The following is a 15096-nucleotide window of genomic DNA, read 5'->3' on the forward strand; positions in this document are numbered from 1 at the left end:
TCCGTTTCCGCGGCTGAGCCCAGGGGACTTCCGAATCCCCTCGACAGGCTGTGCCGTCGCGCGGCGCGGATGGTCCACAGGCCCAGTAAAAAAGCAATGACGCAAAGGTCACACCGCCTTGCGAATCCAGACCTTGTTGTCGTGGAAGGCGGCGCCGCCATAGGGCGCCGGCGAATCCGCTCCGGTGATGGTGTTGATGCCACGGCCACCGCGATGCGCGCCGTTCGGCCAGATCGACTCGGCAATGACGACGCCCCGCACCAACCCGTCGAACAACACCGCGTCGAGCTCGACCGTGCCGCGCTGGTTGCCGACGGTGACATGATCGCCAGCGGCGATGCCGAGCGCGCCCGCATCGTCCGGGTGCAGCATCAGCGTTGGCGCGCCCTCTTTCTTCCTGGCCGTCGGCGTTTCGGTGAAGCTCGAGTTCAGGAAGTTGCGCGCTGGGCTGGTGGCGAGTCGGAACGGATGCTCGTCATCGGCCGCTTCGATCACGCCCCAATGATCGGGCAGCGAGGGCAGCGTCTCGTGCGGGCCGACGAGGCCGGCATTGCTGTTCGGAACCTTGGTCCAGTCCGGTTTGAAACGGAACCTGCCGTCGCGCCAGCCGAAGCCGTTCAGATAATGTGCGGTTTCAAAGTCCGGCTGCACGTCGAGGAAATCATTGGCGACCAGCTCATCGAGCGTGCCGCGACCGGTCTCCTGCAAGGTCCAGTCGACGATCTCACGCGGGGTCATGCCGAAACCGCGGTGCTCGGCGCCGAGGCGCTGCGCCAGGGCGCAGATCACCTCATGGTTGGAGCGGCACTCGCCCGGCGGGTCGACGAGCTTGCCGCCCCACATGATGTGCTGGTGACCGCCGCCCTGGTAGAGGTCGTCATGCTCCATGAACTGCGTTGCCGGCAGCACGATGTCGGCCATCAGCGCGGTCTCGGTCATGAACTGCTCGTGGACGACCGTGAAGAGGTCGTCGCGGGCAAAGCCACGCTTCACCAGCTCCTGCTCAGGCGCGACCGTCACCGGATTGGTGTTCTGGATGAACAGTGCCCTGACCTGCCCGCCCTGGCGCAGCGCGTCGGCATCGCCGGTGAGCACACGGCCGATCTGCGACTGATCGAGCTGGCGCACGGTGCGATCGATCTTGTCGAGCCCCTCGATCAGGCCCTTGCGCCATTTGTAGATGCCGCTGTTCGAGTGGAAGGCGCCGCCGCCCTCGTACTGCCAGGCGCCGGTCACGGTCGGGATGCAGGAGGCGGCGTGGATGTTGACCGCGCCGTTGCGCTGGCGGGCGAAGCCATAGCCGAGCCGGAAGAAGCTCTTCTTGCGTGTCCCGACGAGCGCGGCGAATTCTTCGATATCGGCGACGCTGAGGCCCGTGATCGCCGCCGCCCATTCGGGCGTACGCGTGGCAAGATGCGCTTCGAGCTCATCCGGTGCATCGGCGAAGCGAGCGAGATAGTCGCGATCGGCGTGCCCATCGCGGAAAAGCACATGCATGACGGCGCAGGCGAGTGCGCCATCCGTGCCCGGCTTGAGCACGAGCGCAAGGTCGGCCTGGTCGAGCGTGGCGTTGCGGTAGATATCGATCGCGACGATCTTGGCGCCGCGCTCCTTCCGCGCCTTGATGGCGTGGTGCATGACATTGACCTGGGTATGCACGGCATTGGTGCCCCAGATCACGACGCAGTCCGATTTCGCCATCTCACGCGGATCGGGGCCGGCGAGCTTGCCAGTGCCGGCGATGAAGCCGGTCCAGGCCGTGGTGGTGCAGATCGTCGAGTACTGGCCGGAATAGCGCTTGGCATGGCGCAGGCGATTGATGCCGTCGCGCATCACCAGCCCCATGGTGCCGGCGTAGTAATAAGGCCAGATCGCCTCGCTGCCGTGCTCGGCCTCGATCGCCAGGAAACGCTCGGCGATCTCTCCCAGCGCCTCGTCCCAGGAGATGCGCTCGAAGGCGCCGGAGCCCTTCGGTCCGACGCGCCGCAGCGGGTGGAGCAGCCGGTCCGGATGATGGATGCGCTCGGCGTAGCGGGCGACCTTCGCGCAGATCACGCCATCGGTGTAGCTCTGGCGCTTGTTGCCACGGACCCGGCCGATCGTCTTGCCGTCGATGACCTCGACCTCGAGCGAACAGGCGGAGGGGCAGTCATGCGGGCAGACCGAGGGCAGGCGCGCGATGCGAGGAAGCTCTGTCATGCCCCCTTCCTAGAACAGGTCCAGTGTCCACGGAAGCGGGGCGGTTGCATTGCCAGGCTGCAGCGAGGCAATGTGGCCGCATCCGGCGGCTGGGGATTCGGCCGGGCCACCAGCCATACGAGCAGCGTTGTCGCAGGCAAGCGCTCGTCAACTCCGGGTTAAGACTAATGATTCAGTTTGCACGTATCCGAGTAGTCCAAGGCGCTCACGCGCCGGAGTTCTGACGATGCGTTGCGTTGCCTACCTTGCCGGCCTTGCGGCCACGTGCCTGTCCCTGGCGCTGGGCTCCCCGGCAAAAGCTCAGTCCCCCCAGTACGCGCAGTACACCTCGCCCGAGCCGGTGCAGAACTGGCACCTGACACTTGGCGCCGGCCTGCGCTACCAGCCGGACTATGCGGGCTCGAACGACTATGTCTTCCGGCCGCGGCCGATCATCTCGCTGGGCCGTGGCACCAAGAGCACCTGGTGGACCTCAGAGGACGATGCGATCAGCATCGGCTTCTTCTCGGGCCAGGCCTGGCGCGTCGGCTTCTCCGGCAACCTGCTTTGGGAGCGCAAGGCCGACACCAATGCGGCCCTGCGTATCACCGGAGTGCCGGACACCAAGTTCGGCGCCGAAGCCGGCGCCTTCGTCGAATTCTACCCCACGTCATGGATGCGCGCCCGTGTCGACCTGCGCCGCGGCATCGTCGCGCATGATGCGATGGTGGCGGAGGCAAAGGTCGACGTCTTCCAGCGCATCGGCGCCTGGTCGCTCGGCGTCGGCCCGCGCATGATGATCGTCGGCGCCGATTATGTCCGCACCTATTTCGGCGGCGTCACCGCCGGCAATGGCGGCATTCTGCAGCGCTACAATGCCGGCGTGCACTCGGTCGGCGCGATTGCGCAGGCGACCTATCATTGGTCGGACAAGCTGCAGACCACCGCCTATGTCGAGTACAAGCACCTGATGGGCGACGCGGCCAAAGCGCCGATCGTCAAGGCTTTCGGCGACCGCGACTCGCTCACCTTCGGCATCTCGGCGAGCTACGCCTTCGATCTCGGCTTCTGACCTTGCCGTCATTGCGAGCACCCGGGTCTTGCCTTCGGCAAGCCCGAGTACAGGCTCCGCGAAGCAATCCAGGGCGGCAGCGCTCTACGTCCTCTTGGATTGCTTCGTCGCTGGCGCTCCTCGCAATGACGCGGTCACCAACGAAAAAGGGCGGGTCCAGCGGACCCGCCCTTCTTATTTCCGGAATACGAAAGTCGGCTCAGCCGACGATCTCGTTGCCTGCGAAGAACTGCGCGATCTCGATCGCGGCGGTCTCCGGCGCGTCGGAGCCATGCACGGTGTTCTCGCCGACCGACTGGGCGAAGAGCTTGCGGACGGTACCGTCGGCAGCATTGGCCGGGTTGGTCGCGCCCATCACCTCACGATACCTGGCGATCGCGTCCTCGCCCTCGAGAACCTGCACGACGACCGGGCCGGAGGTCATGAACTCGACGAGTTCGCCGAAGAAGGGCCGCTCCTTGTGGACGGCGTAGAAGGTCTGCGCCTGCTCCGTGGTCATCTGGATGCGCTTCTGCGCGACGATGCGCAGGCCGGCCTTCTCGATGACCGCGTTGACCGCGCCGGTGAGATTGCGCTTCGTCGCGTCGGGCTTGAGAATGGAGAAGGTACGCTGGACAGCCATCGTTATTATCCTTGCGGGAAAATCGGGGAATGCGGCGCGCTTATAGAGCATGATGCCGAAAAGTGGAAACCGGTTTTCGGTCGCCATCATGCTCTAACTATCTGAAAAGAGACGGATTCAGATTCGATCGAAAACCGCACGGCGATTTTCGATCGAATCATCCGGCTCTTGCGCCCTCCCCGTGCCACAAGGCTGTGGCGAGCCTTGTCGGCGCACGATCTGCCGCTATGATCCCCGGCATGATCGCTGCGACCGCCCTCGTAGTCCTGATGTCGACGCACCTGGAAGGGTGTGCGGGATCGGCCTTGCGCTAAGCGCGCCGCGATCATCCCCGCAAACCCTGCCGTGGCGAGCAGGGTTCGCTGGAATTCGGCTCTCCCGGTTTCTCGGAGAGCAGACATGACATTTGGAAGAGATGTGTATCCCGGCCGATCGGAGCGGCCGCCCGGCTCCAGCGGGCTATCGATCCGGGCTGTGCGCAGCGATGACCTGGAAGCGCTGACGGCGCTAGTCAATCTACCGGGCTTTCGCGCCGGGACCTTGCGCCTGCCCTACCAACGCACAGAGGTGACGCGGCGCTGGCTGGAGAACCCGGATGCCGAAGGGCTCAACATCGTCGCGCTCCGCGACGGCGAGCTGATCGGCCAGGCCGGCTTCGAGCGCTATCGCGGCCGACGGGCGCACGCCGCCTATGTCGGCATTGGCGTACATGACGATCATCACGGCACCGGCGTCGGCACGGCGCTACTCGGCGAACTCGTCGACGCCGCCGACAACTGGTTCGGCCTGAAGCGGCTCGAGCTGACTGTTTATGCCGACAATGCGGCGGCGATCGCGCTCTACCGCAAGTTCAGCTTCGAGCAGGAAGGGCTCCTGCGCGCCTATGGCTTCCGCGCCGGCGCCTATGCCGACGCGCTTACGATGGCGCGGCTGCGTACCTGAACCTCAGTGCCGGGTCAGAAAGCGGCGTGCCTCGCGCAGCGCCTCGGCGGTCTCGTCGCGGCTCATCTCCAGCGCCAGCTCGCTACGATGGGCTGCGGCGCGATCGCAGCCCTTGGCGAAGGCGATGTTGAACCAGGTCTGTGCGGCGACGAGATCGACCGAACCGGAGCGGCCGGACGCATGCATCAGGCCCAGCTCGTAATAGGCGTCGGCGGAGGCTTCCATCGGGATCGCCAGCGAGGCCGGGATCGCGCTCATTTCCATGCGTGCCATGACAATCACCCCTGTTTTCCTTCGATGCCGGTCCGTTTTGGAGGCCGCGGCTTGTGAGGAGAGGTTCGTGCCGGGCGGTAAAAGAAGCCGCTAAAATTCGAGATGAATCGAAGCTCAACGAGTCGCAAACGAGCGGTTAAAGCAAGATTCGATTCAGGCTCGTGTGCTGAATTTTTCAATGATTGCAATGGGTCCTGGATTCGACCTCGGCGCAGGCGTCAACTCGGGATTTACCTTGCCCCGAGGTCATCGAAGCCACCGCGATCGCGCGAGATGGCATCTTGAAGCCGGCGCGGGCTCGGATATAGTTTATATCTGAACGATATGGCGACACAGATCGCCACCACAGAGGAGGAACGCCATGGCCATTCGCCTGACTATGACTGCCGCCGGCCTGCTGCTCGCTTTCGCCGCCCCCGCTTCGGCCCAGGACGTCACCGGCACCTGGCTGCGCGACACCGGCGCGTCCAAGGTCCGCTTCACCAAATGCGGCGAGGCGATGTGCGGCACGATCTCCTGGCTCAAGGACGCCAGCGGCCCGGCCAAGGTCGGCCAGCGCATCTTCTACGACATGAAGCCGGCAGCCGGCGGCAAATGGAACGGCAGCGCCTTCAACCCTGAAGACGGCAAGACCTATTCCGGCACGATGACGCTCTCCGGCGACAGCCTCACCACCGCTGGCTGTGTGCTCGGCGGGCTGATCTGCCGTACGGTGAAGTGGTCGCGGTCGAATTGAAGCGCGAGGCCCCCGGGGCATGCCACTTGCGCTCGGAACCACCACGTCATCCTGGACAAGCCGCGTAGCGGCGCAGCTCCGGGATCCATCGTAGAGTTCCGGAGCTCTTCGATGGATCCCGGGCCGAGCTCCGCTCGCCCAGGATGACGGTGCGTTTCCCGTCCCGATTGAAGGGGCTTACCGCGCCTTCTGGCCGAAAAGGATCGCCTTCTCCTCGGGCGTGCTGATCCCGGCCGGATTGCGCAGTTCCTCCGCGACCTTGAGCCCGCGCTCCACGGCAGGCCGGGCGAGCATCGTATCGATCCAGCGGCCGACATTCGGGAATTGGACGATGTCCTGGCCCTGGCGTTCCCAGCCGCGGGCCCAGCCGATGCAGGCCATGTCGGCGATCGAGTAGTCGTCGCAGATGTAGTCGCGGCCCTCGAGGCGCCTATTCAGCACGCCGTAGAGGCGGTTCGCCTCGTTGGTGTAGCGATCGATCGCATAGGGCACCTTCTCGGGCGCATAGATGCGGAAATGGTGGGTCTGGCCGAGCATCGGGCCGAAGCCGCCCATCTGCCAGAACAGCCACTCGTCGACGGCGACGCGAGCGCGCTCGTCCTTCGGGTAGAATTTCCCGGTCTTGCGGCCGAGATATTGCAGGATCGCGCCGGATTCGAAGACCGAGATCGGCTTGCCATCCGGGCCATCGGGATCGACGATCGCCGGCATGCGGTTGTTGGGCGAGATCGCCAGGAACTCCGGCTTGAACTGGTCGCCCTTGCCGATGTTCACCGGGATGACGTTGTAGGGAAGCCCGGCCTCTTCGAGCATGATGGTGATCTTCCAGCCGTTCGGCGTCGGCCAGTAGTGGAGATCGATCGGCTTGCCCTGCACTGCTGACATGTCCCAATCCTTACGGGTTGTTGTGGGTCGCCAGGACATCTAGGTCGCAGGCCCGGCCGGCGTAAGCGCCGGGGCCGTGCGCCTGGAGCGGGCGCGGCATGCGGGCAGCGCGCTCACAGCACAAGCTTGAAGCCCTCATGACCCTGGTCGAAGCCGAGGCGCCGGTAGAACCGGTGCGCCGCCTCGCGCGACTTGTTCGAAGTGAGCTCGACCTGACCGGCTCCCTTTTTGCGGGCGAACGCCACTGCATGGGCGACCATGGCCTCACCGATGCGCCGGCCGCGCAGGTCGGGGTGGACATGGACGCTCTCGAGCTTGGCGCGCTTGCGACCACGATAAGCCAGGCCGGGAATCAGCGTGACCTGCAAGGTGCCGACGACTTCACCGTCGAGCTCGGCGACGAAAAGCGTGTTGTAAGGGCTGGCTTCGACCTCGTCGAAGGCGGCGAGATAGGCCGGGTGGCGCGCCTCCTCCTCGATCTGCGCGAGCGTGCGTGTCTGCGTAGCGGCCCCCAGCATGATCAGGGAGGCGATGCGCGCGACATCCTCGCGGCACGCCGGACGAATCTGGATCATGTCATTGTCCAAAGTGGTCATCGGCAGGCTTCTTAGTTTTGCTGGTAATGTCATGGCCTTGCGACGGTGGGTCGCTTCTCCAAGCTATAGCCTCAGCCTCGCTGATTGCCCTGCCGACATGCGTCATTTGATAGGCTGCGGCGGAAAGCGCCTCTGCAACGAGGCCTGACTTGACGAGGACATAGATGCCGTCGACCAGTATGTTAGCAAAATTTAGCCTGCGCTCTCTGCGCACAATGCAGTCATGCTGATCAGCATAACCGTCCGAGAGCACGATCTTGCAGGTGGTGGCGTAATATTGTCCGGAGTCAAATTTCTCCAGGAAGCCCGTGACGGGCCAAAAGTGAAGCAGGAACTGCCGTTCACCGAAAGGGATCACGTCGTAGGTTTTCATCCGACGAAAAGCCGCTTGGCCATGATCAGCGTGTTGGGGGTGTCCTCGCGCCCGTCGAAGCGGGCCTGGCGCTGCAGGAAGAAGCCCATGCGCTCGTAGAAGGCGATGGCGAGCTCGTTCTGGCTCTCGACTTCCAGCCGTGCCACCGGCGCGTCGGGAAAGCAGGCGAGCGCGACCTGCAGCAGGGTACGCCCAATTCCCTCCCCCTGCCGCGGCGGAGTGACATAGAGCCGAGTCAGCATTGCCGCTCGATCCGGTTCCCGTCGTGCAGAGGCAGTGCCGACGATCTCCTTGTCCAGCTGCGCGATCAGGAAGACGCCGCTGTCGCGGCCGAGCTGGGCGGAGAGCGCATCGAGCGAATGCCAGGCGTTGGTGATCTGCGCGACACGTTGCCAGCCATAGATGCCGTCATAGGTAGCGTGCCAGGTCTCGACCAAAAGTCCGCGTACGGCCGGCAGATCGGCCGCAGTCGCGTCGCGGATGATGAGACCGGGTTGCGTCACTCGATGCCGAGCTTCTTCTTCAGGATCTCATTCAGGGCCTGCGGGTTGGCCTTGCCGCCCGAGGCCTTCATCGCCTGGCCGACGAACCAGCCCAGCATGGTCGGCTTGGCCTTGACCTGCTCGACCTTGTCAGGATTGGCGGCGATGATCTCGTCGACCGCCTTCTCGATCGCGCCGGTGTCGGTGACCTGCTTCATGCCACGGGTCTCGACGATCTCGCGGGGGTCGCCGCCCTCCGACCAGAGGATCTCGAACAGATCCTTGGCGATCTTGCCTGAGATGACGCCTTCGCCGATCAGGTCGACGAGGCCGCCCAGCTGTGCGGCCGAGACCGGCGAGGCCGAGACGTCCTTGCCTTCCTTGTTGAGGCGGCCGAACAACTCGTTGATCACCCAATTGGCAGCGGCCTTGCCGTCGCGGCCCTTGGCGACCGCCTCGAAATAATCGGCCTGCTCGCGCTCGGCGACGAGCACCGAAGCGTCGTAGGGCGAGAGCCCGTACTGCGAGATGAAGCGCTCCTTCTTAGCGTCCGGCAGTTCGGGCAGATGCGCCTTCAGCTCGGCGACGAAGGCATCATCGAACTCGAGCGGCAGCAGATCGGGATCCGGGAAGTAGCGATAGTCGTGCGCCTCCTCCTTGGAGCGCAGCGAACGGGTCTCGCCCTTGCCGGGATCGTAGAGCCGCGTCTCCTGGTCGATCGTGCCGCCATCCTCGATGATGCCGATCTGGCGGCGGGCCTCGACCTCGATCGCCTGGCCGATGAAGCGGATAGAGTTGACGTTCTTGATCTCGCAGCGCGTGCCGAGCGGTCCGCCGACCTTGCGGACAGAGACGTTGACGTCGGCGCGCAGGTTGCCCTTCTCCATGTCGCCGTCGCAGGAGCCGATATAGCGCAGGATGGTGCGCAACTTGGAGACATAGGCCTTGGCCTCGTCGGCCGAGCGCAGATCGGGCTTGGAGACGATCTCCATCAGCGCGACGCCCGAGCGGTTGAGGTCGACGAAGCTCATGGTCGGGTGCTGGTCGTGCATCGACTTGCCCGCGTCCTGCTCGAGATGCAGGCGCTCGATACCGACGCTGATCTGCTCGGTCGGCGAGAGATCGACCGCGATCACGCCCTCACCCACGATCGGATGCTTGAACTGGCTGATCTGGTAGCCTTGCGGCAGATCGGGATAGAAATAGTTCTTGCGGTCGAAGACCGAGCGCTTGTTGATCGCCGCGTTGAGACCGAGTCCGGTGCGGACCGCCTGGCGCACGCACTCCTCGTTGATCACCGGCAGCATGCCCGGCATTGCCGCATCGACCAGGCTGACATGGGCATTCGGCTCGCCACCGAAGGCAGTGGAGGAACCAGAAAACAGCTTGGCGTTCGAGGTCACCTGCGCATGGATCTCGAGACCGATCACGATCTCCCAGTCGCCGGTCGCGCCCTTGATCAGCTTCTTCGGGTCGGCGGGGCGGACATGCGCATTCATGAGATGATTTCCACGAGGTGTTGCTACTGACGCAGGCGCGCGCGTCCCTCAGGTAGAGCTTCGGCCCGCCGCCATCAAGCATCCGTTACCCGGCTTTGCGGCTCCCGAAAGCGACAATGACCGGTGGCAGATGAAAATAGCGCCAAAATTGTCGAGTGAAGAAACTTGACAATCGTCAGTCCGATGGGGTTGTTGCGCAATCGGCCGGAAACCGTGAAGGTTGCGCCGCGCCCGCATTTTCGGAGTTTCACATGATCCGCCGCTCCAGCCGGGCCATCGCCGCCCTGGCGGTCCTGCTTCCGGCCCTGTCCGCCGAGGCGCTCGCTCAAGGCGCCCCGCCGGCTCCGCCGGTCACCGTTGCCACGCCGCTCGCCAAGCGCGTCACCAACTGGGACGAGTTCACCGGCCGTTTCGAGGCCAGCGAACAGGTCGAGGTCCGGGCCCGCGTCTCCGGCTTCCTCGATTCGGTCCATTTCCGTGACGGCGACCTGGTCAAGGCCGGCGACCTGCTGTTCACCATCGACCAGCGGCCCTACAAGCTCGCCGTCGACGCCTCCAGGGCCGAAGTCGCGCGTGCCAAGGCGCAGGTCGACCTCAACCAGAACGAGGTCGAGCGCGCCGAGGCGCTGACGCAGAACCGCACCATCACCGCCCGCGACATCGACCAGCGCCGCGCCAACCTCAACGGCGCGATCGCGAGCCAGCAGGCAGCCGAAGCCAATCTGAAGACGGCCGAGCTCAATCTTGAGTGGACACAGGTGCGCGCGCCGCTCGCCGGCCGCGTCTCGAACAAGCGGGTCGACCAGGGCAACCTGATCGCCGGCGGCCAGTCGGGCGCGACGCTGCTGACCACGATCGTGGCGGTCGACCCGATCAAGTTCGTCTTCGACACCTCCGAGGCCGACTATCTTCGCTATACGAAGTCACAGGATTTGCGGAAGCCCGGCACGCCGGTACGCGTGCGGCTTTCGAGCGAAACCAAATGGGACCGGGAAGGCAAGATCGACTTCGTCGACAACGCGCTGAACGCGCGTTCGGCGACGATCCGCACCCGCGCCGTCTTCCCGAATTCCGACGGACTGCTGACGCCGGGAACCTTCGGGCGCCTGCGGCTCTTCGCCGGCGAAGGCGACGCCTTGCTGGTGCCGGATGCCGTCATCGTCTCCGACCAGGCCAACAAGATCGTGCTGACGGTCGGCGCCGACAACAAGGTGGTGCCGAAGCCGGTTCAGCTCGGCGCGATCAGCGACGGGCTGCGCGTCATCACCAAGGGTCTCACCGCGAGCGACAAGGTGATCGTCAACGGCATCGCCAATCCGATGGTGCGGCCGGGCGTCGCGGTGACACCGCAGCCGACCGAGATCAAGGCGGCCGCCGCCAACTGACGGCCTCGACAGGCCGCGCCAAGCGTGGACGGTATTTTCCGTCCGCCCTGCCCTCTTTGGCCAGGACCAAAGCATGTTCCGCTTCGCCCATTTCTTCATCGACCGGCCGATCTTCGCGACCGTGCTCTCGGTGCTGCTGACGATCGCCGGCGCCATCACCTTGCGCACATTGCCGATCGCGGAATATCCCGAGATCGCGCCGCCGACCGTCACGATCACCGCCAACTATCCGGGCGCCTCGGCGGAGGTCGTCGCCTCGACGGTCGCCGCGCCGATTGAGCAGGAAGTCAACGGCGTCGACGACATGCTCTACATCCAGTCGCAGTCGACCGGCGACGGACGGGTGTCGATCAACGTCGTCTTCAAGGCCGGCACCGATGTCGACCAGGCCCAGGTTCTGGTGCAGAATCGCGTCTCGGCCGCCGAACCGCGCCTGCCGCAGGAAGTGCGCACGCTGGGCCTGCAGGTCCGCAAGGCCTCGCCAGACTTCCTGATGGTCATCCATATGCTGTCGCCCGACGGCTCGCGTGACCAGCAATACGTCTCGAATTACACGACGCTCAACGTCAAGGACGTGCTGACCCGCGTCGAGGGCGTCGGCGACGTCCAGGTCTTCGGTGCGCGCGACTATTCGATGCGCGTCTGGCTCGACCCGGCCAAGGTCGCGGCGCGCAACCTGACCGCAGGCGACGTCGTCGCCGCGATCCGCGCCGCCAACATCCAGGTCGCGGCGGGCGCGATCAACCAGCCGCCGGCGACGTCGGACGGAGCTTTCCAGCTCTCGGTCAACACGCTCGGGCGCCTGACCAGCATCGACGAATTCTACAACATCGTCGTCCGTTCAGATGCGGATGGCGGCACGATCCGTGTCCGCGACATCGCCCGCGTCGAGCTCGGCGCGCAGGACTACCTCTCCAATTCCTATCTCGACAACAAGGAAGCCGTCGCGATCGGTGTCTTCCAGCGTCCGGGCACGAACGCGCTGGCGGCCTCGGAGGCCCTCATCAAGACGATGCAGGAGCTCTCGAAGAACTTCCCGGCCGGCGTCGAGCACACCATCGTCTACAACCCGACGGAGTTCATCAGGGAATCCGTTTCGGCCGTGGTGACGACGCTGCTCGAGGCGATCGTGCTCGTCGTGATCGTCGTGATCCTGTTCCTGCAGACCTGGCGCGCCGCGATCATCCCGATCATCGCGATCCCGGTTTCGCTGGTCGGCACCTTCCTGGTGATGAGCGCCGTCGGAATCTCCTTCAACACGATCTCGCTGCTGGCGCTCGTGCTGGCGATCGGCATCGTCGTCGACGACGCGATCGTCGTCGTCGAAAACGTCGAACGCTATTTGGCGCAAGGAATGAGCGCGGTCGACGCGGCGCACAAGACCATGGACGAGGTCGGCGGCGCGCTGCTCGCGATCGCGCTCGTGCTCTGCGCCGTGTTCATCCCGACAGCCTTCATCACCGGCCTGCAGGGAACCTTCTACCAGCAGTTCGCGGTGACGATCGCAGCCTCGACGGCGATCTCGTGCTTCGTCTCGCTGACGCTGTCGCCGGCGCTGGCGGCGATCCTGTTGAAGCCGCACAACCATGAGGAGCCGAAGGGATTCCTTGCGACCCTCAGCGCGCCGCTGCGCTGGTTCTTCAAGTACTTCAACAAGGGCTTCGACTGGCTCTCGCGCGCCTATGGCGCGGTGACCTCGCGCCTGATCCGCTTCGGCGTCGTGATGCTGCTGATCTATGCGGCGCTGATCGCGGTCGCCGGCAATCGCTTGGCTGCGATTCCGACCGGGCTGGTGCCACAGCTCGACCGCGGCTACTTCATCGCCGTCTTCCAGCTGCCGGCCGGCTCGTCGTTGCCGCGCACCGACGCGGTCATCCGCAAGGCGACCGACATCTTGCTGTCGCGGCCGGGCGTTGCCCATGCCGTCGCCTTCGCCGGTCTCGACGGCGCGACCTTCACGCTGGCTCCCAATGCCGGCGTCGCCTTCGTCACCCTTTCCGACTTCAAGGAACGGGCCAAGGCCGGCCTGACCACGCAAGGGATCCTCAACGACCTGCGCACCCAGCTGTTCTCGATCGGCGAGGCCTTTGCCTTGATCGTCGAGCCCCCGGCCGTCCCAGGCATCGGCACCGGCGGCGGTCTCAAGGGTTATGTCCAGGATCGCGGCGGCAAGGGCCTGGCGGCGCTGGAAGGCGCGACCTGGGCCGTGGCCGGAACGGCGGGCCAGACGCCCGGCATCCAGCAGCCCTTCACGCTGTTCTCGACCAGGACGCCGCAGGTCTACGCCGATATCGACCGCACCAAGGCCGAGATGCTCGGCGTCCCGGTGACGCGCGTGTTCGAGACGCTGTCGATCTATATGGGCTCGGCCTATGTCAACGACTTCAACATCCTCGGCCGCACCTTCCGCGTGACGGCGCAGGCCGACAATCCCCAGCGGCTCGACATCCGCGACGTCGCCGACCTAAAGACGCGCAATGCCGATGGCGAGATGGTGCCGATCGGCTCGGTCGCGACCTTCTCCGACACGACCGGTGCCTATCGCGTGCCGCGCTACAATCTCTATCCGGCGGCTGAAGTGCAAATGTCGATGGCGCGCGGCTACTCGACCGGCCAGGGCATCGCGGCGGTGGAGAAGATCGCAGCCCAGGTCCTGCCGGCCGGCTTCGGCTTCGAATGGACTGAGATCGCGCTGCAGGAGAAGCTCGCCGGCAACACCGCGATCATCGCCTTCGGCCTTGCCGTCATCTTCGTCTTCCTGCTGCTGGCGGCGCTGTACGAGAGCTGGCTGCTGCCGCTCGCGGTCATCCTGATCGTGCCGATGTGCATTCTCGCGGCGATGATCGGCGTCGGCTACAAGGACTTCGATCGCAACGTGCTGGTCGATATCGGCCTCGTCGTGCTCGTCGGCCTCGCCGCGAAGAACGCGATCCTGATCGTCGAGTTCGCCAAGCAGGCCGAGGACGAGGGCATGAGCCGCCGCGAAGCCGCGATCGCCGCCGCCAGGACTCGGTTGCGGCCGATCCTGATGACCTCGCTCGCCTTCATCCTCGGTGTGCTACCGCTGACCATCTCGATCGGCGCCGGCGCGGAGATGCGCCAGGTCCTCGGCGTCGCAGTGTTCTCGGGCATGATCGGCGTCACCGCCTTCGGCCTGCTGTTCACCCCGGTGTTCTACGTCGTGGTGCGCTGGCTCGCCTCACTCGGCGGCAAGAAGAAGCCGGCCGAGCCGAAACAGGCCACGCCGCAAGCGCACCACTGACTAAGCAATAACGAAGCCCCGCCGCCAGGCGGGGCTTTTTTCTTCGCCACGCCGCATCGAGGCGAGGCTTACCGCGGACGCGGGCCGCGGTCAGTTCTGCTTGATCTTCGAGCCCTTGATCACGACGTCCGAGCTCGCTGTCGCATTGATCTTGCCGCTCGCCCGGATCGTCACATCCTTGCCCTTGAGATCGACGGAGCCGTCCTTCTTCAGGTCAAGCGACGCCGAACCGGTATCGAGCCGAGCGGCGTCGGCGGCCTGGAGCGTCAATGTCTTTCCGCTCGCGATCGAGAAGTCCTTGCTGCTGTCGATGTCGATGCTGACCGCGGCGGCGACCTCGAAGGCGCGGGTCGCCAGGCTGATCTCGCGATTGGCGTTCATGGTCAGCGCCGTACCGGCGACGATGCCGATGGCGGTACCGGCGCTGATCCTTGCACCTGTGCCGCATTGCAATACATAGGCGGATCCCGTCGCAGTCCTGAAATTGCTGCCAACCGTCAGCGCGAGTTCGGCGCCCACATTGATTGCACAGCTACCGCCGACAGTGATGGTCAGCCCCGCCGGCGCGGTGATCGCGACCGCACCGCCACGGCTGACATTCACCGCCTGAAGCAAGGCGGCAAGCTGCGCCTCGAGCGCGGCGACGCGCCGCGCAAGGGCTTCGACTTCCGGCGCTGCCATGAGCCCGCTCCCCTTCTTTTGCCCGTAGCCGGTTCCAATCTATCACGAAGCAGAATTGCGAGCGGCGCCGCTATCCCTTTGGGTCGCGAAACTGAGTCCGTTGGGTCAGC

Annotated in this window: 14 protein-coding genes; 5 read left to right on the forward strand and 9 right to left on the reverse strand. The window is 65.1% G+C overall.

Features of this window, described 5'->3' with window-relative positions:
- Positions 1-108 precede the first annotated feature (108 nt).
- Positions 109-2199: a molybdopterin-containing oxidoreductase family protein gene (locus ACSQ24_RS14125; protein WP_436095282.1), complete on the reverse strand. Its 2091-nt coding sequence runs from the start codon at positions 2197-2199 to the stop codon at positions 109-111.
- 226 nt (positions 2200-2425) lie between these two features.
- Between ACSQ24_RS14125 and ACSQ24_RS14130 the strand changes: the two genes are divergently transcribed.
- On the forward strand, positions 2426-3250 hold the full coding sequence (locus ACSQ24_RS14130; RefSeq protein WP_436095283.1) for a MipA/OmpV family protein: 825 nt from the start codon (positions 2426-2428) through the stop codon (positions 3248-3250).
- 199 nt (positions 3251-3449) lie between these two features.
- On the opposite strand, the gene ndk is transcribed toward ACSQ24_RS14130, so the two are convergent.
- A complete protein-coding gene (ndk, locus tag ACSQ24_RS14135) occupies positions 3450-3872 on the reverse strand; it encodes a nucleoside-diphosphate kinase (RefSeq protein WP_436095284.1) in 423 nt (140 codons plus the stop codon).
- 399 nt (positions 3873-4271) lie between these two features.
- Between ndk and ACSQ24_RS14140 the strand changes: the two genes are divergently transcribed.
- A complete protein-coding gene (locus ACSQ24_RS14140; protein WP_436095285.1) occupies positions 4272-4814 on the forward strand; it encodes a GNAT family N-acetyltransferase in 543 nt (180 codons plus the stop codon).
- A gap of 3 nt (positions 4815-4817) precedes the next feature.
- Here the strand turns inward: ACSQ24_RS14140 and ACSQ24_RS14145 are convergent, their stop codons facing one another.
- On the reverse strand, positions 4818-5087 hold the full coding sequence (locus ACSQ24_RS14145) for a sel1 repeat family protein (protein WP_436095286.1): 270 nt from the start codon (positions 5085-5087) through the stop codon (positions 4818-4820).
- 361 nt (positions 5088-5448) lie between these two features.
- On the opposite strand from ACSQ24_RS14145, the gene ACSQ24_RS14150 reads away from it, so the two are divergent.
- Positions 5449-5823 carry a DUF2147 domain-containing protein gene (locus ACSQ24_RS14150; RefSeq protein ID WP_436095287.1) on the forward strand — a complete coding sequence of 125 codons (375 nt, stop codon included), beginning with the start codon at positions 5449-5451 and terminating at the stop codon, positions 5821-5823.
- Positions 5824-6000: 177 nt separating this feature from the next.
- Here the strand turns inward: ACSQ24_RS14150 and ACSQ24_RS14155 are convergent, their stop codons facing one another.
- The 5 genes from ACSQ24_RS14155 to gatB form a co-directional block, all read right to left on the reverse strand.
- Positions 6001-6708 carry a glutathione S-transferase N-terminal domain-containing protein gene (locus ACSQ24_RS14155; RefSeq protein WP_436095288.1) on the reverse strand — a complete coding sequence of 236 codons (708 nt, stop codon included), beginning with the start codon at positions 6706-6708 and terminating at the stop codon, positions 6001-6003.
- Positions 6709-6821: 113 nt separating this feature from the next.
- The gene (locus ACSQ24_RS14160) at positions 6822-7283 is read right to left on the reverse strand and encodes an N-acetyltransferase family protein (RefSeq protein WP_436095289.1); all 462 of its coding nucleotides are present in this window, start codon (positions 7281-7283) and stop codon (positions 6822-6824) included.
- 1 nt (position 7284) lies between these two features.
- Complete coding sequence (locus ACSQ24_RS14165; protein WP_436095290.1) at positions 7285-7677, reverse strand: hypothetical protein; 393 nt, start codon at positions 7675-7677, stop codon at positions 7285-7287.
- The gene (locus ACSQ24_RS14170) at positions 7674-8180 is read right to left on the reverse strand and encodes an N-acetyltransferase family protein (protein WP_436095291.1); all 507 of its coding nucleotides are present in this window, start codon (positions 8178-8180) and stop codon (positions 7674-7676) included. The genes ACSQ24_RS14165 and ACSQ24_RS14170 overlap by 4 nt, the downstream gene beginning before the upstream one ends.
- On the reverse strand, positions 8177-9658 hold the full coding sequence (gatB, locus tag ACSQ24_RS14175) for an Asp-tRNA(Asn)/Glu-tRNA(Gln) amidotransferase subunit GatB (RefSeq protein ID WP_436095292.1): 1482 nt from the start codon (positions 9656-9658) through the stop codon (positions 8177-8179). Before gatB ends, ACSQ24_RS14170 begins: the two co-directional genes overlap by 4 nt.
- Before the next feature lie 251 nt (positions 9659-9909).
- Here gatB and ACSQ24_RS14180 point away from each other — a divergent pair, with 251 nt between their 5' ends.
- Together ACSQ24_RS14180 and ACSQ24_RS14185 are read left to right on the forward strand one after the other, a co-directional pair.
- Complete coding sequence (locus ACSQ24_RS14180) at positions 9910-11043, forward strand: efflux RND transporter periplasmic adaptor subunit (protein ID WP_436095293.1); 1134 nt, start codon at positions 9910-9912, stop codon at positions 11041-11043.
- Positions 11044-11116: 73 nt separating this feature from the next.
- Positions 11117-14305 carry an efflux RND transporter permease subunit gene (locus ACSQ24_RS14185; protein ID WP_436095294.1) on the forward strand — a complete coding sequence of 1063 codons (3189 nt, stop codon included), beginning with the start codon at positions 11117-11119 and terminating at the stop codon, positions 14303-14305.
- A gap of 90 nt (positions 14306-14395) precedes the next feature.
- Here ACSQ24_RS14185 and ACSQ24_RS14190 read toward each other — a convergent pair whose 3' ends face one another.
- The gene (locus ACSQ24_RS14190; RefSeq protein WP_436095295.1) at positions 14396-14986 is read right to left on the reverse strand and encodes a hypothetical protein; all 591 of its coding nucleotides are present in this window, start codon (positions 14984-14986) and stop codon (positions 14396-14398) included.
- Between the last annotated feature and the right edge of the window lie 110 nt (positions 14987-15096).

Source organism: Allobosea sp. LjRoot237 (assembly GCF_964253285.1).
Lineage (GTDB): Bacteria > Pseudomonadota > Alphaproteobacteria > Rhizobiales > Beijerinckiaceae > Allobosea.

Coding starts and splice junctions, on each gene's coding strand:
- ACSQ24_RS14125 (WP_436095282.1), bottom strand. CDS start 2,199: ATGACAGAGCTTCCTCGCATCGCGCGCCTGCCCTCGGTCTGCCCGCAT.
- ACSQ24_RS14130 (WP_436095283.1), top strand. CDS start 2,426: ATGCGTTGCGTTGCCTACCTTGCCGGCCTTGCGGCCACGTGCCTGTCC.
- ndk (WP_436095284.1), bottom strand. CDS start 3,872: ATGGCTGTCCAGCGTACCTTCTCCATTCTCAAGCCCGACGCGACGAAG.
- ACSQ24_RS14140 (WP_436095285.1), top strand. CDS start 4,272: ATGACATTTGGAAGAGATGTGTATCCCGGCCGATCGGAGCGGCCGCCC.
- ACSQ24_RS14145 (WP_436095286.1), bottom strand. CDS start 5,087: ATGGCACGCATGGAAATGAGCGCGATCCCGGCCTCGCTGGCGATCCCG.
- ACSQ24_RS14150 (WP_436095287.1), top strand. CDS start 5,449: ATGGCCATTCGCCTGACTATGACTGCCGCCGGCCTGCTGCTCGCTTTC.
- ACSQ24_RS14155 (WP_436095288.1), bottom strand. CDS start 6,708: ATGTCAGCAGTGCAGGGCAAGCCGATCGATCTCCACTACTGGCCGACG.
- ACSQ24_RS14160 (WP_436095289.1), bottom strand. CDS start 7,283: ATGATCCAGATTCGTCCGGCGTGCCGCGAGGATGTCGCGCGCATCGCC.
- ACSQ24_RS14165 (WP_436095290.1), bottom strand. CDS start 7,677: ATGAAAACCTACGACGTGATCCCTTTCGGTGAACGGCAGTTCCTGCTT.
- gatB (WP_436095292.1), bottom strand. CDS start 9,658: ATGAATGCGCATGTCCGCCCCGCCGACCCGAAGAAGCTGATCAAGGGC.
- ACSQ24_RS14180 (WP_436095293.1), top strand. CDS start 9,910: ATGATCCGCCGCTCCAGCCGGGCCATCGCCGCCCTGGCGGTCCTGCTT.
- ACSQ24_RS14185 (WP_436095294.1), top strand. CDS start 11,117: ATGTTCCGCTTCGCCCATTTCTTCATCGACCGGCCGATCTTCGCGACC.
- ACSQ24_RS14190 (WP_436095295.1), bottom strand. CDS start 14,986: ATGGCAGCGCCGGAAGTCGAAGCCCTTGCGCGGCGCGTCGCCGCGCTC.